20 protein-coding genes are annotated in these 21,433 nt (G+C 60.8%); 11 read left to right on the forward strand and 9 right to left on the reverse strand.

From position 1 onward, the window contains the following. Positions 1–118 precede the first annotated feature (118 nt). Positions 119–670: a ferritin-like domain-containing protein gene (locus ACLBXN_RS04690; RefSeq protein ID WP_447611326.1), complete on the reverse strand. Its 552-nt coding sequence runs from the start codon at positions 668–670 to the stop codon at positions 119–121. 433 nt (positions 671–1,103) lie between these two features. Here ACLBXN_RS04690 and ACLBXN_RS04695 point away from each other — a divergent pair, with 433 nt between their 5' ends. Both ACLBXN_RS04695 and ACLBXN_RS04700 read left to right on the forward strand, forming a co-directional pair. Further along, positions 1,104–1,670, forward strand: a complete 567-nt coding sequence (locus ACLBXN_RS04695) for a hypothetical protein (RefSeq protein WP_447611327.1) — start codon at positions 1,104–1,106, stop codon at positions 1,668–1,670. Between the two features lie 320 nt (positions 1,671–1,990). Then, positions 1,991–2,374 (forward strand): hypothetical protein, encoded by a 384-nt coding sequence (locus ACLBXN_RS04700; protein ID WP_447611328.1) that lies wholly within the window; start codon positions 1,991–1,993, stop codon positions 2,372–2,374. A 263-nt stretch (positions 2,375–2,637) separates the two neighbouring features. On the opposite strand, the gene ACLBXN_RS04705 is transcribed toward ACLBXN_RS04700, so the two are convergent. The 3 genes from ACLBXN_RS04705 to ACLBXN_RS04715 all read right to left on the reverse strand — a co-directional run bounded on the left by ACLBXN_RS04705 (position 2,638) and on the right by ACLBXN_RS04715 (position 4,857). Beyond that, positions 2,638–2,787 carry a hypothetical protein gene (locus tag ACLBXN_RS04705; protein WP_003056894.1) on the reverse strand — a complete coding sequence of 50 codons (150 nt, stop codon included), beginning with the start codon at positions 2,785–2,787 and terminating at the stop codon, positions 2,638–2,640. 935 nt (positions 2,788–3,722) lie between these two features. After that, positions 3,723–4,562: an alpha/beta fold hydrolase gene (locus ACLBXN_RS04710; protein ID WP_447611329.1), complete on the reverse strand. Its 840-nt coding sequence runs from the start codon at positions 4,560–4,562 to the stop codon at positions 3,723–3,725. A gap of 43 nt (positions 4,563–4,605) precedes the next feature. Further along, positions 4,606–4,857 (reverse strand): hypothetical protein, encoded by a 252-nt coding sequence (locus ACLBXN_RS04715; RefSeq protein ID WP_155293547.1) that lies wholly within the window; start codon positions 4,855–4,857, stop codon positions 4,606–4,608. 353 nt (positions 4,858–5,210) lie between these two features. Between ACLBXN_RS04715 and ACLBXN_RS04720 the strand changes: the two genes are divergently transcribed. The 3 genes from ACLBXN_RS04720 (at position 5,211) to ACLBXN_RS04730 (ending at position 6,324) form a co-directional block, all read left to right on the forward strand. Beyond that, complete coding sequence (locus ACLBXN_RS04720; RefSeq protein WP_447611330.1) at positions 5,211–5,507, forward strand: DUF883 family protein; 297 nt, start codon at positions 5,211–5,213, stop codon at positions 5,505–5,507. Positions 5,508–5,568: 61 nt separating this feature from the next. Then, a complete protein-coding gene (locus tag ACLBXN_RS04725; RefSeq protein WP_447611331.1) occupies positions 5,569–5,916 on the forward strand; it encodes a PRC-barrel domain-containing protein in 348 nt (115 codons plus the stop codon). Between the two features lie 84 nt (positions 5,917–6,000). Further along, positions 6,001–6,324 carry a hypothetical protein gene (locus ACLBXN_RS04730; protein ID WP_407715705.1) on the forward strand — a complete coding sequence of 108 codons (324 nt, stop codon included), beginning with the start codon at positions 6,001–6,003 and terminating at the stop codon, positions 6,322–6,324. Positions 6,325–6,508: 184 nt separating this feature from the next. Here ACLBXN_RS04730 and ACLBXN_RS04735 read toward each other — a convergent pair whose 3' ends face one another. The 5 genes from ACLBXN_RS04735 to ACLBXN_RS04755 all read right to left on the reverse strand — a co-directional run bounded on the left by ACLBXN_RS04735 (position 6,509) and on the right by ACLBXN_RS04755 (position 12,010). Beyond that, complete coding sequence (locus tag ACLBXN_RS04735; RefSeq protein WP_447611332.1) at positions 6,509–8,695, reverse strand: TonB-dependent siderophore receptor; 2,187 nt, start codon at positions 8,693–8,695, stop codon at positions 6,509–6,511. Between the two features lie 79 nt (positions 8,696–8,774). Next, the gene (locus ACLBXN_RS04740) at positions 8,775–9,491 is read right to left on the reverse strand and encodes a TonB-dependent receptor (RefSeq protein ID WP_447611333.1); all 717 of its coding nucleotides are present in this window, start codon (positions 9,489–9,491) and stop codon (positions 8,775–8,777) included. Between the two features lie 168 nt (positions 9,492–9,659). Continuing rightward, positions 9,660–10,019, reverse strand: coding sequence for a DUF3325 domain-containing protein (locus tag ACLBXN_RS04745; protein WP_447611334.1), 360 nt, complete (start codon positions 10,017–10,019; stop codon positions 9,660–9,662). Between the two features lie 3 nt (positions 10,020–10,022). Then, complete coding sequence (locus ACLBXN_RS04750) at positions 10,023–11,705, reverse strand: PepSY-associated TM helix domain-containing protein (RefSeq protein WP_447611335.1); 1,683 nt, start codon at positions 11,703–11,705, stop codon at positions 10,023–10,025. Continuing rightward, positions 11,702–12,010: a DUF3649 domain-containing protein gene (locus tag ACLBXN_RS04755; RefSeq protein WP_447611336.1), complete on the reverse strand. Its 309-nt coding sequence runs from the start codon at positions 12,008–12,010 to the stop codon at positions 11,702–11,704. The genes ACLBXN_RS04750 and ACLBXN_RS04755 overlap by 4 nt, the downstream gene beginning before the upstream one ends. Positions 12,011–12,481: 471 nt before the next feature. On the opposite strand from ACLBXN_RS04755, the gene ACLBXN_RS04760 reads away from it, so the two are divergent. From ACLBXN_RS04760 to ACLBXN_RS04785, 6 genes are all read left to right on the forward strand, one after another. After that, complete coding sequence (locus ACLBXN_RS04760; protein ID WP_447611337.1) at positions 12,482–13,000, forward strand: sigma-70 family RNA polymerase sigma factor; 519 nt, start codon at positions 12,482–12,484, stop codon at positions 12,998–13,000. Further along, positions 12,997–13,977: a FecR domain-containing protein gene (locus ACLBXN_RS04765; RefSeq protein WP_447611338.1), complete on the forward strand. Its 981-nt coding sequence runs from the start codon at positions 12,997–12,999 to the stop codon at positions 13,975–13,977. The genes ACLBXN_RS04760 and ACLBXN_RS04765 overlap by 4 nt, the downstream gene beginning before the upstream one ends. A 148-nt stretch (positions 13,978–14,125) precedes the next feature. Then, entirely contained in the window at positions 14,126–16,732 is a 2,607-nt protein-coding gene (locus tag ACLBXN_RS04770; RefSeq protein WP_447611339.1) for a TonB-dependent hemoglobin/transferrin/lactoferrin family receptor, read from the forward strand. A 66-nt stretch (positions 16,733–16,798) separates the two neighbouring features. Beyond that, positions 16,799–18,916 carry a choice-of-anchor tandem repeat GloVer-containing protein gene (locus ACLBXN_RS04775; RefSeq protein WP_447611340.1) on the forward strand — a complete coding sequence of 706 codons (2,118 nt, stop codon included), beginning with the start codon at positions 16,799–16,801 and terminating at the stop codon, positions 18,914–18,916. A 46-nt stretch (positions 18,917–18,962) separates the two neighbouring features. Then, positions 18,963–20,864, forward strand: coding sequence for a choice-of-anchor tandem repeat GloVer-containing protein (locus ACLBXN_RS04780; protein ID WP_447611341.1), 1,902 nt, complete (start codon positions 18,963–18,965; stop codon positions 20,862–20,864). Between the two features lie 79 nt (positions 20,865–20,943). Beyond that, positions 20,944–21,433, forward strand: a 490-nt coding sequence (locus ACLBXN_RS04785; protein ID WP_447611342.1) for a biliverdin-producing heme oxygenase, incomplete at its 3' end; no start/stop codon positions are given.

A 21,433-nucleotide genomic window follows, 5' to 3' on the forward strand; every position in this document is an offset into this window, starting at 1 on the left:
TAGCAGCGCCTCCTGCGCCGGCATTCTGGTGTTGGCAATGGCTGGCCGAGCTGCGGCAACGGATACTGGAAGCCGGTGGCTTGGACCCGATACCCCGCTCAGATGCTTATGACGGCTGCTATTTATGCATCCAGTCGGACAGCTCGTCAGCGTGCTCCTGCTCCTGTTCAAGGATCTGCTCAATCAGACGGCGGGTGGTGTGGTCTTTATCCCCGATCAGGGCAATCATCTGTGTGTAGGCCTCGATCGCCACCCGTTCGGCAACGAGGTTGGCCCGAATCATGGAATGCAGGTCCAGCTGTTCATCGTAGTCAGCGTGACTGCGGTCAACAAGCGTGGCCGGATTGAAGTCAGGCTCACCACCCAGTTGGACAATGCGCGCTGCTATTCGATCGGCATGGGATTGCTCCTCGTTGGCATGCACGAGAAATTCACCGGCGATGGCTGGCGAGGACAGGCCGGTAGCCGTGAAGTGGTGGCGTTTGTATCGCAGAATGCAGACAAGCTCGGTGGCCAGGGAATCATTCAGCAGCTGGATGATGTCCTCGCGCCAGGGGCTTTTTTCTTCAACGACGGCTCCGTCATCCAGGCTGCGCTTGGCTCTTTCCAGTGCTTGGGTATCGATCTTCAGTGGCGCTTGAGCGTTTTTCCTTTGTGCAGTTTGGGACATACGTGGGTCTCTGAGTTATGGGGTTGAACACAAGGCTGGCAGCTCCTGCGGGAGTCAGGCCAGCCGCGTATGTCCAAACTTAGATGGCATCGCCATGCATGTCTGTGAGACAACTTCGCATAAGCCTGCGCTGACGCGCAGTCCGATTTTTGAAGTCGCTCCTTGTCAGGTCAGGCCTGGGAGCCTCGTGCATTCCTGGCTGCAGCGGGTTCTGGGCCCTGAACCGATGAGCGCCTGTGGATGGCCGGCGTAGGCTCAGACCCACCCTCATTTTTAGGTATGCCTGACGCCGTGCCAGGCACACGGGTTCTAGAGTCAAAGCTCGCCCTGCACAACAGAGGCGCACGCTCAGGCAGTGCCGCCGTTGGGCGGGTTAACGATCCATTGCGTATGTCTAAAGGCATCGTGATAACAACCTGAAAAGGAAAGTGTCATGAAGTTCAACCCTAAGCTGGCCATCGTTTACGCCGCAACCGCTTTAACCACATCAGCTTTCGCTTTGACTCCCGCGGAACACACAGCAGAGAAGCAACGTATCAGCGCGGAATACAAGGCCGCCAAAGAGCAATGCAAAACACTGAAGGGCAATGCCAAGGACGTCTGCGAAGAGCAGGCGAAAGGCGCTGAGAAGGTGTCGTCAGCGGAGCTGAAATACAAAGCCGAGCCCAACGAAAAAAACCAGTATGCGGTCGCCAGAGCGAAGGCTGATGCCGATTACGGAGTGGCCAAGGAAAAGTGCGATGACTTCTCTGGCAATTCGAAAGATGTGTGTCAAAAGGATGCAAAGGCCGCGCATGTAAAGGCACTGGAGTCCGCGAAAGTCTCCGAAGTTCGAAATGATCCGGCTGCAAAGCCTGGTGATATTGCCAACGTAAGAAAGGACGCCAGCGAGAGAACCAGGGAAGCGGATTACAAGGCCGCTAAAGAGCGCTGTGATCCGTTGTCCGGCGATGTCAAAGATGCCTGTATAGCGGATGCCAAGAGGCGTTTCGGTCAATAGGCTCGGCAGGTCTGAAGACGTAAAGGCGGAGTTTCATGCTCCGCCTTTTTTCATGCGTGCCTCAGATCTGCATGGATATCGATAGATCCGGATATGTGCCTGAGGAACTGTTCTTTGGCTCATGCCGCCGCCATCTGAATGAGGAATGTCTGGCGATCAACATGATGGAGATCGATCTGGGAGGCACTGAAGAACAGCATTTGAGAAACACGAATACTCAAGACTGGAGCTGTGTGAATCTTGTTACTTTGGGTAAAACCGTTTAGAGGTAGGGATGACTTCGCGTAAGTTGAAGGATCATTCTTACAAACGGGAGGAACATGCCAATTCCAGGAACACCTGCGCCATTTGATTTAAAGCTGCATGACTGGCTGAGCAAGATTGAAGCGGCAAAGCCATGTCATTGTCAGCAGGACGCGCATGATCTGATCATTGGTTTGTGGGCGCAAACTCATCTTGAGGGTGGTGCTCCTGAAGTGCTCGTACAGGATTTGCTGAACAGAAAGCTCTGTATCGAAGATGGTTGGCAGGGTCTGGACTCCGATGTCGCGTTTACCGATATTGATGCGAATGTTTCGGTACGAGTCCATCTGCATATGGATGGAAGTGTCGTTATTCAATCGATTGAAGAAGATGCGCCCCAGATTCTGGGTGTGCTGCCAGCAGCGCCACAAGACCAGTTGGTGTCGGTAGGCGTTGGATGAACCCATAAAAATGCCCGCCGAAGCGGGCAAATTTCAGGGTCGTATCAAGCAGTCCTTCAGCGTTGACAGTCAATGCATTTGAATACTTGGCGATGGCTTTGTTTCCTCGCCTAGTTGCCGCTTATTGCATTTGCACTGCTGCTGATTGAAATTCGGACTCTTGATAGGTTGCCCCATCTGTAGCGGCCAGTAGAGGCTTCGATACTGCTTGTTTGCCAAAGGGTGGCAAACATCTTCAAGCTCACTGGTCGCGTTATCACGTCCTATTTTGCCTGTTGCTGCTTCTGCTGACCCTGCTGCTGCCCAGGCTGTTGCTGCTTTGGGGCTTGCTGCTGTTGCTGCTTTTTTTGCTGATCCGCCGCGTTTTGACCTTGTTGATTCACGTTGTTCTGCTGGTTGTTTTGCTGTTGCATAACTCTAGTCCTTCAGTTGAGGTGAACAACAAGCGGTTGCTTGCTGTGGTTCAAGCATGACGCGTCATAAAAAACCACTTTGTAGGAAGTCGGAGACCAAACCTGTCTTTTGTAACGATGATCGCCATCGACCAGGCTCTGCCATTTACTTGCTTCAGCAGCGACAGTAAGGTGGGATGAAGTCCAAGGAGAAAGGTCATGAAAATTCTGAAGGCGACCGGCCCCGATGCCCCTAATCTCCCCCCGCTTGAGGATCCGAATCGGCCCCCAGGTGTTGCTCCCTCCAAGCCCAAGCCGATTGATCCTCCCCAGGATGTTCCTCCAGTGCAGCTTCCGCCAGAACCTGCGCCCCAGCCCTGAGGAGGCCGCAGATGCCAAGAGGGGATAAGTCCAAATACACGGACAAGCAGAAGCGCCAGGCTGCACATATCGAAGAGAGCTATGAGGAGCGGGGAGTGAGCGAAAAAAGAGCCCAAGAGATCGCTTGGGCCACGGTGAACAAAGAGTCCGGGGGCGGGAAAAAGTCCGGCTCGGGCAGAGCCAAGCCCAAGCCCAAATCCAAGCCATAGCGACGTCGGCTCAGATCAGCGTCTGATCAGACAGAGTTGCAGAGATTGCTACAAAGGCTGCTGCACACTTTTTGCAGGCATCTGCACAGGCTGGACGTACGCGGGCGAGTGCTGTTTGCAATCATTGGCACATGTCTGTCCATCTCGCTGTTGCGAACCATGGAGAACGCAGCGAGACATCAGATTGCGGCACAGTCAGCATCCAGCATGAGGCAGCAGGTCATCTCTGCACATGGCTTTCCTCGAGGCAGGCATGCAAAGAATGAATCGCAAGCGGCGGCACAGCCGTTGCATTCATCAATGCAGGCCAGCTAGGGGTTGGTTGAAATCAAGGCAGGATCCTTTCAAAGCAGCGAAGAGAGAGGCTCAGTGAGCCTCGATGAAATCGATCAGCGCCCGATTGAACTCCTGGGCATGCGAGAGATTGCAGCCGTGCGGCCCGTTTTTGATGATATGGATTTGACTGCCTTTCACTGCATCGTGCGTTCTGGCTCCGCTGACCTCCAGAGGAACAATGCGGTCGCTGTCGCCATGAATGATGAGCGTAGGCACATCAATTTTCTGCAGATCGTCCCGAAAGTCGGTTCTAGAGAAGGCGCCGATGCAGGCATGGGTTGCTTTCGCTGAGGCAAATGCCGCAATCGTCTTGGCATACTCGCGCTGTGCCTCGCTGACCAGCAACCTGCCTTGCGCATTCGAGAAGAATTTCTGTGTGAATTCATCCAGAAAACTCAGGCGGTCCTGAAGAACGGCCTGCTCCTTCTTCGCAACGTCCGCTTCGGTGACCGCTCCTTGCGGGTTCGTCTCGCACTTGAGCAGGAACGGTGGAACAGCCGCAGCGAACACCGCACATCGGATAAAGGCTGTGCCATAGGTCCCGATGTAGCGAGCCACTTCGCCGCCGCCCATGGAGAAGCCCACCAGGCAGACCTTCTCCAGTTCAAGCTCCGTGATCAGCTCATTGAGGTCTCTGGCCAGCGAGTCGTAGTCGTAGCCACCCCAGGGTTGGGAAGAGGCGCCAAAGCCTCGCCGGTCATAGGCAATCACTCTGAATCCGGCGTCAACCAGATCGGCAACCTGAGGCTCCCAGGTGCGTCCGCTCAGAGGCCACCCATGAATGAGCACAACGGGAGGACCACTCCCAAAGTCTTGATAGTGCAGTTTTAGGGGCCTGGAACTGGATTGGGAAATATCAAGGTATGGCATCGGATCTCCTGTGTAGTGACGGTCATACAAGACGTGAGCCGGACTAGGTCGTTCTTCGGCTACCCAAGGGGCGTCCATCGCCGGCCCTGGCGTCTGTATCGACCAGACCTCTTTTGAGGTCGTTGTGGGCTTGCTCCATCTCCGGGTGAACGTTGCCGCCGGTTGCATGCAATGACTGATCCCGCTCGTGCGGCAGCTGGGACTCGTTGCCATGTGCCCCCGCGTCGCCCTTTTTCCTGAGATTCACTTTGGCTTCGTCAGGGCTTGCCACCGTCAAATGGTCTTTCGGTTTCATAAGCGCCTCCTTTCGAAATCTCAGTCTGGAGTAGTGACCAAGACTGCCGTGTAGTCCATACGACAAGACATGTTCGAACCTGTGAATGACGTGTCCAGATGCTATGGGCCGATTCACGGATTCAGGATCGAGAGGTTTGAGGTCGCTTGCCATGACAAACACCGCATACCCCGCACCGACCGGGCACGCGCGGGGCCGGCCTGTTCACGAGGAGGGTTTTGATCCTCAGTTTGAGTGATGAGGACGCCGTTGCCTCAGGTCACATTTCAAATGGCCAGGCCCGGGCTCGGCCTACAGCAGCTCCAAGCTTGTGTGCTTACTCTGAACCTCACATGTTCACGAAAGGAGCTCACATGAGATTTCGAAAAGCGAATACCGCTGACCTCACCAACGACCTGAGCCAGTTGCTGGATGACTTGAAAGAAGTCCTCGCGTCAAAGGGGCGCGATGCGGATCCGGCAGCGTCACTGCTGTTCAGCAAGGCAGCAACAACGCTGGAGAAAGTGAGAGCCGCCTCGTCCAATGCAGTTTGCGAATCCAAGGCCGCGGCGCAGGCTGCGGATGCTTATGTACACGACTCACCCTGGCGTGCAGTGGGCGGGGCATTGGCGGTTGGCGCACTGATTGGATTGGTGCTAAGCCGGCGTTAAGCAGTCGAAATTCTCAACGGCCACCGGGCTTCCCAGTGGTCAGTTCAAACAAGGAGTTCACATGATCACCACATCCGCTCTCATTTCATCGTCAAAGGTGGACGGCACCAAGGTATACAACCCGGCTGGCGAAAAGCTGGGCTCGATCGAGTCCTTGATGATCGACAAGATATCCGGCCAGGTTCGTTATGCCGTCATGGCGTTTGGCGGCTTCCTGGGGATAGGCACTGATCGTCATCCATTGCCATGGAGCACTCTGAAATACGACGTGAATCAGGAGGGCTACGTTGTTTCCCTGTCCAAGGAACAACTGCGTGAAGGACCTCGATATCCCGTGGACACCGTGCCCGAATACACCGATGAGTACGGAAGGCGTGTCCATGACTACTACGGCGTGCCGTGGATCTGAATCAGCCCGGCACAGCAGCGCTCATTGTCGTGAGCGCTTCACACCAGCCGCCTCTGCCGATGCGGCTCTTTCAAGGAGTTTGTTATGAACGGCAATCAGCATTCCGCAGCCAGTACCACGGAATATTGCACAAACGACAAGCCCTCAGAGAACAAGGCATCTGAGCCGACCATCATTGCCGAACAGCATAGAAGTGAGTCCGCGACCCTGAAGAACATGGCTGGGAATGCAGTTGCCGGCACGCCGCCTGCTGCGCCTGAGCAGCCAGCCAATCCTCATCCATCGCAGCAGCCACAATATCCTGCGGATCCGATGGACCCCTCCGATCCCAATGGCCCGAATCCGATCGAAGGCGGAAGAGAAGAGCTGTTTCCCACGGAACCTGCCAAGCAGCCACCCAATGAGTAGTTCTTGCGTGCGCTGAAGGCCGGTGGCTGTTGGACAGAGTAGATCAGGCGACGGCAACCACTTGCACGTGCAGCAAGCCGGGCCGAGTGCAACGGCTGCACGGGGCAAGGTCTGGAGCCCGCCAGGATGGCAGGCCCCAGGGAACCAGGACGGAAACTCCTGTCGCCGGCCCGGAGCTGCTCGCTCAATAGCGATAGCTGGCAGTCAGCAGGAAGTTGCGGCGCTCGCCATAGAAGCAGTCGCCACGCGACAGACATTGGGTGATCACCACTTTGTCGCCGATATTGTTGGCATGCAGGGCCAGGCGCCAGTCGCCAGCGTCATAGGCCACCATCGCGTCGGCCAGCAGGGCTGAGGGCGTGTCGATGGCAGAGGTACCGCTCCATTGCGGTCCGAGATAGCGCAGGCCCGCGCCAACGCTCCAGCCGCCGCGGCCCTGGGCCGCAAAGCGGTGCATGAGCCAGCTAGATGCCATATGGCGAGATACCGCGGCTACGCGCTGCCCCTGATCGCCGGCGTTGCTGCGGCTGATCTTTGCGTCGGTATAGGCATAGGCCACCGTCCAGTCCCAGTTTCTGGCCAGACTGGCGATCAGCTCGGCTTCAAAGCCCTGGGTTTTGACCTCACCCAGCTGCAGGCTGTTGAGTGGGTTGGCTGGGTCATTGGTCTTGCGATTCTGCTCGCGCAGTCCATAGACCGCGGCATAGCCAGACAGACCTTTGCCCTCCGGAATCCATTTGACGCCGGCTTCCAGCTGTTTGCCGCGTTGGGGCTTGAACGGCGTGCCGTAGAAGTCCACGCCGCCCAGTGGCTGGAAGGATTCCGTATAGCTGACATACGGTGCCCAGCCGCCGCCGGCCTGGTAGGTCACGCCCAGGCGCTTGGTGGTGGCAGAGTCATCGGCAGCCGCAGCCGGGCGGCCTTCGGTCTCGGTTTTGGCCTTGTCGTGACGCAGGCCCACCGTCGCGGTCCAGGGGCCCCAGCGCAACTGATCTTGCAGATAGAAGCCGAGCTGGCGCTGTGCCACGTTGGGCGCACGTACCAGCTGGGAGGCAGAGGGCGGCGTGAACGTGCCATACACGGGGTTGTAGACATCTAGGGCTGTGCCTGGCCCGCGCCAGTTGGACTGGTTGCTGGTGTTGCGCTGCCAGTCCATGCCGGCCAGCAACTGGTGTTGCACGTCGCCGGTCTGCAGCAGGCCTTCGAGCTGCGTGTCGACCAGCAGCATGCGTCCTCCGTTGATCTGCCATACGGCATCGCGCTGCACGGTGCGGCCATTGGCGTCAAACACCGGGCGTGCAGGGCGGCCGGTGGCTGCATTGGCGCCAAAGCTCGTGTAGAGCGTACGGTAGTCCACTTCGCTGATGGTGCGGCGCAGGTTCTGGCGCAGTGTCCATTGCGAGTTCAGGCGGTGGCTGAACAGATAGCCAAAGGATTTGTTTTCCGAGTCGTACTTGTCCCAGCCTGGTTCGCTGATAAAGGTGCGGGTCGGAATCTGTCCGTAGGGGCTGGGCAGGCGCGTGCCCTGCCAGGGAAAGAACTGGGTGATGGAGCCGCTCCTGTCCTTCTGGTACAGGGCTTGCAGCGTGAGCGAGGTATCGGTGCTGGGACGATAGGTCAGGGAGGGCGCAATCACCACGCGGTCGTCCTTGACATGGTCGACCTGGGTGTTGCTGTCGCGGCCCACGGCTACCAGGCGATAAAGCCACTTGCCTTCCTCGTCCATGGCGCCGGTCATGTCGCTGGCAATCTGCTTGCGACCGTGGCTTCCAAGCTGAATCTGCACCTCATTCAGCCGTTCGGCCTGCGGGCGCTTGCTGGTCAGGTTGAGCACGCCGCCCACGCTGCCCTGGCCGTAGAGCACGGAGGAAGGGCCGCGCAGAAACTCCACGCGCTCCAGCGTGTAGGGCTCGACCTTGATGTTGTTGTAGGTGCCGTAAGTGCGCAGCAATCCGTCCTGGTACTGGCTGACATCGCCGCCGCGCGCCTTGAAGGAGTCCACGCGGTTGTCGAAATAGCTGGAGTTGATGCCCGCCGTATAACGTGTGGTTTCACGCAGGGTGGTCACCCCCTGGGCTTCGAACTGGTCGCGCGTGACCACGCTGATTGATTGCGGCGTTTCGATCAGGGGCGTATCTGTCTTGGTGGCCGAAATCGCCCGCTGTGCGGCAAAGCCGGTGACCGGGCCGGTGGCGGTTTCGCCGGCCAGATTGTCTTGCACGGTAACAGGAGCGAGCGTGACTTCGGCATTGCTGTTGGTGCTGGTTGTGGAAGGCGAGGTCTGAGCCTGTGTGCCAAGGCTCAGACAGGCCAGGGTACTGAGCAAGGCCAGTGATCGTCGGTTGGTTACGCCGGGAAATGGGGAGTTCATGGTGCGGTTGTCAAATAGCTGCTGCGGAGAAGTACCAGTCAGGACTGGAGCGTTTGCTGGCGCGGCATGCGGTTGCATGTCAGGGCTTGGCGGCTGCAGGCAGGGCGGGTGATGGCATGCCGTCTTCGATGCTGAAGCTCAACGTGGTCACATAGCTGGCCTCGCCATAGTTCTTGCCTTGCGCCTCGCCGCCTTGCTTGTGGCTGTGATGCACCTCGGCCACATACAGTCCCTTCCAGGGCAGGGCAAAGTTGACGCGGCCTTGCTCGTCGCTTTGTGCCTCGCGCGACCAGCCTGACGGTGCGACGATCTGCACCTTGGTCTTGGGCAGGGCCATTCCGTTGAAGCTCACCATGAGCTGTCCCGGTTTGCCTGTGGGCACCAGATCAAGAGCTTGGGCATTGGCGGCCACGGCCTGTGCCGGCGTTGCCACCCAGCGGGCCGCAGGCACCCATAGCAGGGCTGGCTCATTGCGCTTGCTGCGGTCGATCAGGGGATAGGCGGCGCTGGCAAAAAGGGTTTTGGCCTGGCTTGCGGCGTTGTAGCTGAAGCCAGTGGCATTTCGTTGGCCGCTCAGTTGCTGTGTGCCGCTGGCTGTTTGCTGGGCCAGCGTGGGCGTGGCCAGAAATTTGTCCAGTGCACCGGGCGAAGTCTCGCGCAGGTTGTCGTTGAACTCGCCAAAGAACAGCTGGGCCTGGCCGCCATTGCTTTCCAGCCAGACCTGATGGGCCTGGGCCGTGCCAAGGCTGGCAAGCAGAAAGGTGGCGAGGCCTAGGGCATGATGAAAGTGGCGCATGAAAATCTCCTTGGATGCTGGTAGTTGAATGAAGGGCTATGCTTGAGCGAAGACTGCCGGGTCGGTGTCCGCACGCGAGCGCCGAGCCGAAGCGCGACCCTGCGCTTTCCTCGTGCTTGCGGGTCATCGATGGGCGGTGGCTGGCTCGGGCGGGTCCTGCTCGGTGTCTCAATGACCGAGGCGGCTGAAGCAAAAAACCAGTAATGCCAGGCCCAGCGCTGCCAGGCCGAGCACGGGCAGGCGCTGTGCTTGCCAGGTGGCCAGGGCGGTGGCGGCGAGAGCCGACAGGCACAGAGCAGCGGTCCAGGCTGTTGCAGACAGGGCGACGCTGCTCGCAGCCGGCAAGCACAGGGCAATGCCCAGGGACAAGCTCAGCAGCGCCCAGCCACTCTTGAACAGGCGCTGGCGCAGCAATGCGGCTGCAGGGGCTTCACTGTCCACCCTGGGCCAGGCATCTTCGTGATGTCGGTCCATGGCCAAGGCCAGGGCTGTCCAGGCGGCAAAGCACAACAGAAAGTCGAGCAGCATCTGTTAAGCCTCCTGCGCCGTGTTGTCGCCGGGAATCCGCGCGGTGTTGGGTTTGCGCTCGGACTTGGCAGGGGCTGCGTGTCTGGCTGCGGGCTGGGGCTTGTGCCTGAGCAGATGCCGGGTGAGGGCAGCAAACATCAGTCCCGTGGCCGCAAAACTCAGGTCCATGCCGGCCCAGCTCCAGTCCAGGGCTGGCAGGCTGATGCCCAGATGGGTGGAGGTGGTCAGGGCATTGACCAAGGGCAGAAGCAGATAGGCGAGAGCGGTCAGGCCCAGGAGCAGTGCCCAGCCCTGGCGTGAAGGTCGTACCAGACCCAGCAGCAAGGCCAGTATCCAGATGCCGAAAAAGCAGGACAGCTCGGCATCGGGTCGGCCTGGCATTTCCAGGGGCAGCAGCCGGTTGGCCAGCAGATAGGCCGCGATTGCCAGCGGCAGGCCGCCCATGAGGCCGATATTGAAACTTGCCACCAGCCTTTCGCCAAAGGGCAGGGGGGCGGCAGGCGTCTTGCGCAGGGCCTGGGCGCGGCGCTTGACGGACCACAGTATCAGTCCCGAGGCAATCATCAGCGAACCCATGACGCCAAAGCCAAACAGCACCCAGCGCATCCCGGTATCGGCGAAGCGACCCAGATGCAGGCCATAGAGCACGCCATAGGTCTTGATGGCCGGGCCCTGCGGATCGATCTGGGTCTGCAGCTGACCGCTGCTGCCGTCGAAACGCAGCCGCGCCGGCCCATATTGCAGTCTGTCGCCGTCATGGCGGGTGATCTCCACCAGCGGGCCCTGGCTGTCGCTGCGCACCGTGATGCTGCCGACACGGCCGCCTTGCCATAGCTGATTGGCCTGGCTCAGCATGGGGGCCAGATCCAGCATGGGCAGGGGCTCGGCCTGCGCGTTGCCGCCGCGCCTGGCGCTGCGTGCACCGGGAACATCGCCCTGCAGCTCGGAGAAATAGCTTTGCGTGTCCGTTCCTTTTACGCCAGGGTAGGCGGCGGCTATGCCGGCCGGCATATACATGGCGTGAAAAATCATCAGACCGCTGAAGGTGATCATCAGATAAAAGGGCAGTACCAGCACCCCCGAGACGTTGTGTGCGTCCAGCCAGGCGCGCTGTCCGCCCTTGCGCGGGCGAAAGGTGAAGAAGTCCTTGAAGATGCGGCGATGCGTGACCACGCCGGTCAGCAAGGCAATGAACATCATCAGCGTCGCTACGCCCACCACCCAGCGGCCCTGGATCGTCCAGCGGCCCTTGTGCGCGGTGCGAAGCTCGAAATGGAAGCGGTAGAAGAATTCTCCGCCAGCGGTCTCGCGGGTCTGCAGTGCGGCACCGGTCTGCGGGTGCAACAGCAAGGTCTCGAAGCGGCTGTTGGGCTTGTCGCGCCACAGCACATTCACGGCCGGCGTGCGTTCATCGGGCAGGCGCATGATGAAGTTGCTGACGCCCGGCGCGTGCTCGTGCAGCGCCACCTGGGCGCGTTGTGCGACGTCGCTGTCGGACGCGGGCAGACCATGCAACTCGGGCCGCATCCACAGATTGAATTCGTTCTTGAAGAAGCTCAGCGTGCCGGTGACGAAAATCGCAAACAGAAGCCAGCCGAGAATCAGACCCGACCAGGTGTGCAGCCAGGACATGGCCTGGCGAAAACCTTCCTGCTCGGGTTGGTGCGTGGTTCGAGAGCCGCTCATGCCTGGACTCCCCACCACGATGTCCCGTAAATCACTGCCCCCAAGAACAGCGCAGGAAGAAGCACTCCGGCCCAGGCAAGCCAGGCTGTGCGCGCATAGAAAGTCCAGCCAATCGCCATGGCGTAGACGACCCAGGACAGCAAGGTAGCCGTCATCACCGCCTCCACGCGACTCATCAGCGAACTCAGCAGCAGACTTAGGGCGGCGGTACTGGCGGCTGCGAGCGCATAGCCGCCCAGGGCGGCAGCCAGGCTGCGCGAGGCAACGGCAAGCCGGTAGTACGAAAGGGGGGCGCTGGCTTTCATGCCGCCTCCTGATGCGCTGACGGGCGGCAAGGACTGCGGCGCTCAGAAGCCGCAATGACAAAGCGCGGGCGAAACGCCCGTGGCAAGGGAACGCAGTTGGACGGGAAACTCAGCATGACAGACAGACAAACGGTGCGGCCGGTTCGCTGGCTGGCTTGTGTCAAGAAATCATGCTGGCGTGCGAAGAAATGTAAAGCGGAGTATAGACTTTATTGAGAATGATTTTTATTTATTTCGTTGACTAGGCTTGTAGGGCCTAGGAAAGCGGTATGCGCAGGTTTCCCATCACTGGTCAGTGTGTGCTGGGCGGACGCCTCAAGGCCCTTCCCGGAGCATTGGGCGATTCATGACGGGGAATCAGCTCTGCATTCCCCTGAGCTATGCAAGGATAAGCATGGCATGTGTTTCAAATGAATACAATTGAGAATGATTCTCAGTAATTAAATTTGAGCCGTACGGAAATCATGAGCCATGGTTGGTGTGCAAGCTAGTTCCTCTTCTCTTTTACACACGCTTTATTGCGACCACCATGGATGGCTGGTGAACTGGCTGAGGCGGCGAGTGCATTGTGTGCAGGACGCGTCAGACCTGGCGCAGGACACCTATATGCGCCTGCTCAGGCAGTGTCCGGAGGACTTGCAGGAGCCGCGGGCCTTTCTCGCCACGGTGGCACGCAGCGTGCTGATCGATCATTGCCGGCGCATGTCTCTGGAGCGGGCCTATCTTGAGACCTTGGCCCAGATGCCGGAGCCCGTATGTCCTTCGCCCGAGGAGCGGGCCATTGTGCTGCAGGCACTGGAGCAGATAGACCGCATGCTGGACGGGTTGGGTGGCCGAGCGCGCAGTGCCTTTTTGCTGGCGCAGCTCGATGGGCTGACGTACAAGGAAGTGGCGGTGCGTCTGGGCGTGTCCCTGAGCTCGGTCGAAAAATACATGGCAGCGGCCTTTGCGCACTGCTACCGCATCGTTTATCTGGATGCCGCGGCATGAGCGCAGGCCTGAACGAGCCGTCGCCGGAGGTGGTCCAGAAGGCCATCGCATGGCTGGTGCGTCTTCAGGGCGGCAGTGCCTCCGCAGCCGTCTGGGATGAGTGCAGACTCTGGAGAGAGGCCGCGCCCGAGCATGCCCTGGCCTGGGAGCGACTGCAGGGCATTCAAAGTCGTTTTGCCGCCATGCCCGCAGTACCGGCCGCTCTGGCGCAACAGACCCTGGATGGCGCGAGCAAGCATATGGGGCGGCGCAAGGCCATGGGGCTGATGGCTATCGCGATGGGGACCGGGTGTAGCGTACTGATAGCGAGTCGGCATTGGAGCGACAGTGCCTTGCTGGCCGATTTTCGTACTGGAGTTGGTGAAGTGCGCCGTGTGGTGCTCGCCGACGGCTCCGTCATGCTGATGGACACTTCGACGGCTGTGAACCTGCGCTTCGATGAGGGCGAGAGACGCCTGGTTCTGATCAAGGGGCGCATTGCGCTGACCTCGGGGGCCGACAGCGAGGCGCAGCGCTATCGTCCTTTGTTCGTGCAGACCCCACACGGCCAGGTGCGAGCGCTTGGCACCCGCTTTCAGACGCAGGTGCGCGAGGGCGGGACCCAGGTGCAGGTATTGAGCGATGCCGTCGAGCTCAGACCCCAAGCGACCTCACAAGTCCAGCTTCTGCGTCAGGGTGAGCAGGCCTGGTTCGATGCTTCGGGAGTTCACGAGCTGAAGGCCGGCGACGGTGATGGCGACGCGTGGACGGATGGGCTGCTGGTGGCCCGAAGCATGCCGCTGTCGGTCCTCGTGGCGCAGCTCGGTCGATACCGGACCGGGTATCTGACTTGCGACGAGCGTGTGGCGCAACTGCCTATCTCCGGAGTGTTCAGTCTGAGGGACACCGAGCGCAGCCTGGATCTGCTGCAGAAAACATGGCCCCTGGAGTTGCGCCGACGCACGCGTTACTGGGTCACGCTGGTGCCGCGCGGCTGAAGTTTCCTGGCTGGTCGCTCAAGGCACAAAAAATTTTCAAAAAACATTACGGGTTTGGCGAGCTGCTTCGTCCTTGTTAACAGTAGCGCCTTGAAAAAGACCGCCGTTTGGCAGGTCTGACGTGGCGGCTTTCAGAAAGGACTTATTCATGCTCCCCCGTCGCCTGCCACGCATGCGTGCATCCGCGCCTAGGCATCCCGCCGCATTTGCCTTGACTGCTGCCGCGGTCAGCCTTGCCTGGGGCACGCTGGCGCCGGTGGCTGCCCATGCGCAAATCGCGTCCCAGGTGAGCAACCAGGCGTTGCGCTCGTATTCGATTCCGGCAGCTTCGGTGGAAGCGGTGCTGAATCAACTGGCCCGTGAGGCTCAGGTCATGATCGCGTTTGATCCGGCCCTGGTGCAGGGCAAGCAGAGCCGAGGATTCAAGGGCATGGCAACGGTTCAAGCTGCGCTGGATTCGCTGCTGGAGGATCATCCGCTGCAGGCGCAAAGCGAAGGGCCGGGCGCATGGCGTGTTCGGCCGGCAGCTGCCCGTTCCCCGAAAGCTGCACAAGGCGCACGGGCCGGTGTGCAGGAACGCAATCTGGACGAGGTGCTGGTCGTCGCGAAAAAGGACGCGCGCCAGCAGGTGTTCGAGACCGCTGCCTCGGTGGCCGTGGTCACGCGCGAGGAGATCGACCGTTTGCCACCGCGCAACACCGCCGATGTTCTTGCAGAGGTGCCGGGCGTCTACACCTCGCAGAGTCGCAGGGATCCGGGGGTGTCGGTGAATATTCGCGGCATGCAGGATTTTGGCCGGGTCAACGTGATGATCGACGGCACGCGCCAGAACTACCAGCAAAGCGGACATGGCTCCAACGGCTCGGTGTATCTCGATCCGGAAATGCTGGGCGGTGTGGATATCTCCAAAGGACCGACCTCCACGGTGGGCGGCGCAGGGATGATTGCGGGGGTTGTCAACTTCCGCACGCTCGAAGCAGACGATCTGATAAAGGACGGCAGCACCCGTGGCGCCCGGCTGAATCTTTCGAGTGGCAACAACGGCTATCACTTTGCCGGCAGTGCGGCTCTGGGTCTCAAGCCCCGTGAGGACCTTGATCTGGTGATGCTGGTCAGTCGCAAGAAAGTCGGTGAATTTGAAAAGGGCCGCCGCGGGTCCATGACCGACGATGCGGGTGGTCAGGTGCATGGCGTGAGCCAGCTGACCTCTCAGGATCAGACTTCGGTATTGCTCAAGAGCACCTGGCGTTTCGCGCCCGAGCAGCAGCTCAAGTTCAGCTATATCGGCATGGATGCGAAGTTCGGCGAGAAGCCGCAGTCTGCCAGTGGCGGGGGCATTCTCAATCATGTCCGCACCGATACCTTGCTGGCCAACTATGCGTGGAACCCGTCCGCAAGCGCTCTGGTGGATCTCAAGTCCAGCCTTTACTATACCCGTACCCGCAATCAGGCGCATCGCTATGCGGGCGGCACGCTGGACCCCTATGCCTATGACCTGCAGTACCAGACCAGTACCGTGGGGGGGACGCTGGAGAACACCTCACGCCTTCAGTGGGGAGCCAGGGATGCGGCGCTGCTCAAGACCGGAGCGGAGTTCTTCCACGACTGGACCGACCCGCAGGCACAAGCGCTCTCGGTGGGGGCAGATGCCGGCACGACGGCGCTATATGCGGGCTCGACCCCGAAAGGCAAGCGCACGGTTGCCAGCCTGTTCGGCGAACTCAACTGGATGCACAGCGATTGGCTGGAGCTCACGGGTGGCTTGCGCTATGACTGGTACGGCATGCAGGGGGACGGACGCATGCGCGTCGGCTCGCTCATCAACCCGCCAGGCGTGCGCCCCCCGTCGACGGCGCTGTACACCCGCTTCAAGGCTGATCGCAACGATGGCGCTTTCGCACCCCGCCTGGCGCTGGCCGTCAAGCCGGTGGAGCCCATACAGCTGTTTGCCAGCGTGGGCCGGGGCATGCGCCCACCGGCACTGACGGAGGCTCTGATGTGGGGTCAGCATACGGGCAGCCTCTTTCCCTACTACCCCAACCCCGATTTGCGCGCAGAGCGTTCGCGCAACTGGGAGGTCGGGGCCAACGGCATGTTTGACGATGTGCTGAGCAAGGGCGACAAGCTGCGAGTGAAAGCGGCCTGGTTCAACAACAAGGTCAACGACTATGTGACGCTCGCACGCATCATGTCGCCCATCGATACCGCCGGGGGCGGCCTGCTGGGGCCCTATGCCTACGTGAATCTGCAGGACCCTTTTCGCAGCAAGGGCCTGGAGCTGCAGGGCGACTATGACAACGGCCGCGTCTTCGGCAGCCTCAACTACACCCACATGCTCGTCAACACCGGCAAGGGCGGTTATGACTCCTTCCCTCTGGGCAGTCTGACGGGCTACCCCAACAACAATCTGGGGCAGTCGGGCGACGCCAACATCTGGTATGTGCTGCCGCCCAGAAAGACTGCCAGCCTGAGCGCCGGTGTGCGTCTGCTCGACAAGAAGCTGACGCTGGGCGGCCGCATGCGCTTTCAGTCTCCCAGCACCAACAGCAGCGTCTGGACCACGCAGGGCGAGCGCTACAACCAGAAATCCTGGCGTCTGTTCGACCTCTGGGCAAGCTACGAAATCACTCCCAACGCCACTTTGCGTGTGTCCATCAACAACCTGCGCGACCTGAATTACTCGGAGATGCAGGGCGGCAGCTATTTCATCGGCCCTGGTCGTACCGCCATCGCCACCCTGTCCATCCAGTTCTGAGTTTCGGCCCGGGCCTGCGCCTTGCCGTCGTTTCCATCCGTCCGTCTTTTCCCAAAGGTCCATGTGATGTCCTTTTCCGCTCTTCATGGCTGGCCGCAGCATTGGCCCGCCGCAGCCTGCATCGCCGTGGCGCTTTGTGCTGCCATGCCGTCCGCCGCGCAGACCAAGGTCAGCGATGCCCGGCTGACCATGCTCACCTCCTTGCGGCCCGCCGGCGACGATGTCACCACGCCCGATGGAACGATTGGCTGGCCCGGCGCCCGCTACCCGACATCCCCACCCCTGTATGCGGTGCGCCCTGGTTCGAGTGCTGGCTATTTGTTTGGCGGTTTCAACGGCGGCGGGCCATCGGTCTTGTCCTCGCAGATGTATACCGCGTTCGGCATGTACACCATGCGAGCCGGGGTCTCAGTCTATGAGCGCGTAGCCTATAACCCGGCCAATGATCTGCATGGTCGCATCTCGGGCACGCCGGTGCGCGCATCCGACGGCAGTCTGTACGCGGTGATGACGACTATCAACGGCCAAAAGAATGCGGGCAAGAACCAGCCCAGCGATATTTCCTATTCGCCTGCCGTGGGCCTGGGCGTCATTGTCCGTACAGACTATGACGGGGCCAATTCCGCCTTGGTGCAAGGTACGCGCGGTCAGCTGTATTCGCCCAATGGCGCGCTGGTCATTGATGCCCAGGACAACCTCTATGGCATCGACAAGGGGCCCAAGGGACAGGGGCGGGTTTTCAAGATCGATATCGCCTCCGGCAAGGTAAGCACGCTGCATGAGTTTTCGGCCGGGCCTTCGGGCATGCGCCAGACGGCAAACGACCTGATTCTGGGCAAGGACGGCGTGCTGTATGGCGTGACCGCATACAACCGCGGACTGCCGCTGGCACTGTCGACGCCGACCGCAGCGACCACGCCCACGGGAACGCTCTACCGCATCAATGCAGCCGACGGCTCGGGTTTTGCCGTGCTGCACACCTTCACGCTTGCCGAAGGCGAAATCAACATCCATGACAACGCCAACAGCGAAGGCTTTGTGCTGTATCCCAGCGGCATTCCCTACGAAGCGGGGGTGACGGCGGGCGGCGACGTGACCAATCGGACCATGGGCTCAGGGCAGGAGCACAGCCTGTCGTCACTGATTGATGGTGGTGACGGCTATCTCTACGGGGGGACTTCGGTCGGCGACTGCTATGTGCATGCCAACAGCAGCATCACAGGTACCTGGATCAAGAGCATCTCGCGCGACAACCCCTCCTGCGGCTCGCGCAAATGGGCGCCTAGCACCACCCTGAGCTACATCAAGGATTTGCCCTATTACGACGGACCCAAGCCCTATGGCGCGTTGTATCGCCTTGCCAAGGCGGGCGGGCCGTTGCAGATACTGCATACCTTCAACAATGCCGATGGCGCCACGCCGCGCGGCCCCATGGCTTTGGGGGCCGATGGTGCCATCTACGGCACGACCATGTCCGGTGGAGGCAATCTGTGCGCGCCGTCCAGCGCGGCGGCCAATTCCGAAGTCGGCTGCGGCGCGGTCTATCGCATCCGACCGGCAAGCATAGTGGTGAATGGCGAAGGTCAGGTAACGCAGAGCGGTTTCGAGCTGGTGCATTCCTTTTCCGGCAGTGACGGGCGCAAACCCGTAGGTGTGCGCGCTGGCGCAGACGGCCGCCTGTATGGCGTGACGGCCATGGGTGGTCACTATCTGAACAGTGCGGGCCTGAAGGTTGCCACCGATTACGGCACCGTTTTCCAGCTCGCCGTGGATTCGGCCGAAACCCCGCGTGCCGATGCCAGTCTCGTGGCTAGCGCCGGTGAGATCAAGGCCGGTGAAACCGTCTCATTGACCTGGATCACCAATAACGCCAAGCAATGTTCTGCGGCATCGACAGCAGGCGACTGGGTGGGCTCCGTGGCCACACAGGGCAGCGTCGAGCTACGTCCGGCCCGGGGCACCTATCGCTACACCCTGACCTGTGATGTAGCAAGCGGTGCTGCAGGTGCCCAGGTCTCAGCTTCCACCGTGGTCTATGTCAGCACTCCGGCAACCGCAGAGGACGGCAACCAGGTCTCCTACGGCAATGGCGGTGGCGGGCCTCTGGCTTTGTGGCTTTTGGCTCCCTTGGCGGGCTTGGCGGTGTACCGCCGCCGCGCACGCCACTCCCAGACGCTCGGCTGAGCGTGTCCTTTTCACATCGTTTTTTACACCAGGAAAGTCAATGGCAATGAATTCAATCCAACCCGCTCTGCGGCGTGTTGCACGTGTCGCATTTCCCGCTCTGGCACTGGCTCTGCCCTTGGCGCATGCCGTGGCTCAGACGCTGCCAGCCGCCTTCAAGCCCACGGTGTTGCACAAGTTTGGCGGCATCAACAACGGTGGTGCCAAGCCGGCCGTGCCACCGGTGCTGGCTGCTGATGGCCGCCTCTATGGTCACACCTTCCTGGGCGCGACGGCCGTTGCGCCGGCCTTCTGGGGCCAGGGTACGGTCTATGGCCTCGACACCACGGGTGCCAACCACCGCTTCGAACTGCTGGGCAGCATCTACCAGGGATCGACCCCGCTGGTGCCTACGGCCGATGGTGGCTTTCTTGTTGCTGGCAATGGTGCCGTTCCACCGGGTGGCTTCCCCTGGGAAACTGCAGGCGCAGTCTTCAGTATCAAGGGCGGCAAGGCTGTGGCGCTGCCCGCACCCAGCTTCAAGCCACTGGGAACCATGGCCCTCGACACCGCAGGCAATCTCTATATGGGCTCGGGTGAATCGGCATCGGCTTGCGGCGCGAGTACCACGGCCAATATTCTGTGGCGCATGAATGCCGATCAGAGCTACTCCAAGGTGTTGAATTTCTGCGATTACGAGGAGCAACAAGGCAACAAGCAGTTGCACCCCAAGGGCGGTGCACCGGTGGCCAGTGTGTGGAGCAGCAAGGACCAGGCCTTGTATGTGCTGACCGGGGTGTCGGCCGATGGCGTGGTGGACAGTACGCTTGCCACGGACTACCAGGGGCGCTCGGTGGGAACGCTGGTCAAGTTGAGCAAGGCGGCCATCGAGGAAGGCGTTGCCGGAAAGGGCGCGCTGGATTCGTCCAAGGTCGAACTGCTGCACACCTTTATGCGAGCCCGCGATGGGGAGCCAACGGCCAAGGGCGCGCGTGTGGTAGGCATGGTCGAGGTCGGTGAATGGTTGTACGGCACGACGCAATTCAATGCGCCCACGGCGGGCAATTCAATGGACAGCCGTTACGGCGGCACGATCTGGCGCGTGAAGAAATCGGACCCCAACAGCTTTGCCGTCGTGCACTATTTCCGCGGCGCTGACACTGTGGCGCTCGATGGCACGGCGCAGGCCGACGGTAGCGCTCCATCCGGTCCGCTGGTTCTGGCAGCAGACGGCAATATCTACGGAACGACGGCCACCGATGGTTCGACCATGAACGCGCCCAAAACCGGCTTGGGCACGCCGTATGGCGCGGGAACTCTGTACCGCATCAAGGTTGGAGCCACCGCCGATCACGCGGACGACAGCTACGAAGTCCTGCATCGTTTCGACATGGGCAGTGAAGGCGGAAGCTTGACCGGCCTGAGCGCCGGTGCGGTCGCGGGCGGTGTGCAAAAGCTCTATGGTGCGGCCAACGTCGGTGGTGACGGCCAGCCGGTGACGACGACCGCGGCCGCGCCCGGCAACGGCACGATCTTCTCCTTTGACGTACCCCTGCCTACAGCGTCATTCAGCGAAGCGCTGACTGCCTCTGTGGCCACGGCTGCTGTGGGATCCTCCATTCACCTGAGCTGGTCCACCACCCAGGCCAGCAGTTGCACGGCCAGCGGTGCCTGGAGCGGTGCTCAGCAGACCAGCGGCAGCAAGGTGCCCGTGGTACTGGCGGTCGAGGGAGAGAACAGCTTCAGCCTGACTTGCAGCAGCCAGAACGACGGCCAGTCCGTGACCAGCAAGGTCACGGTGCAGGCCACTGCAGTCACGCAGCCCGGAACGGGTAGCGGCGGCAGCACAGAGACGGGCAACAGCAGCAATGGCGGTGGCGGAGGAGGTCCTTTGGGCGCCTGGCTGCTGGCGCCGTTGGCGGCACTGGCCTGGGCACGCCGTCGCAGCTTGAAGTCCTCGCAGAACTGAGGCGAAGCCTGGAGCAAGGCGACTCCGGGCTGAACCAGCCCGGAGCTGCTCCGCCATCGAATTGAAGTCAGGAAATACCATGAATCTGCAAACCAGCCCCTTGAGCGGGGCCCGACTTTCCCAGCGTCTCAAGACGGAGACCGCGCAGCAGCATGAGCGCATGCATGAGCTCATGGAGCGAGGCAATCCATTTGCCGATCGCGGCAGCTATGCGCGCTTTGTCGCCGCCCAATACCTGTTCCAGCGCGACGTGGAGCATCTGTTTCAGGATGCCGCCGTCAAGGCAGCAGTCCCTGACCTGGAAGCGCGCGGGCGTCAGGAGGCTTCGCTGGCGGATCTGGCCGATCTGGGGGCAGAGCTTCCGCAAGGAGCACTGGGCAGCGAGGCCGTAGGCATGCCCGAGGCCCTGGGGTGGCTGTATGTCTCGGAGGGCTCGACCCTCGGGGCAGCCTTTCTGTTCAAGGAAGCCAGGGAGCGTTTGGGTTTGTCGGAGACCTTCGGGGCCCGCAATCTGGCAGCCTATCCGCAGGGCCGGGCCTTGGCCTGGCGTGCGTTTGTGGCTTCGCTCG

Source organism: Comamonas sp. C24C, from assembly GCF_053345995.1.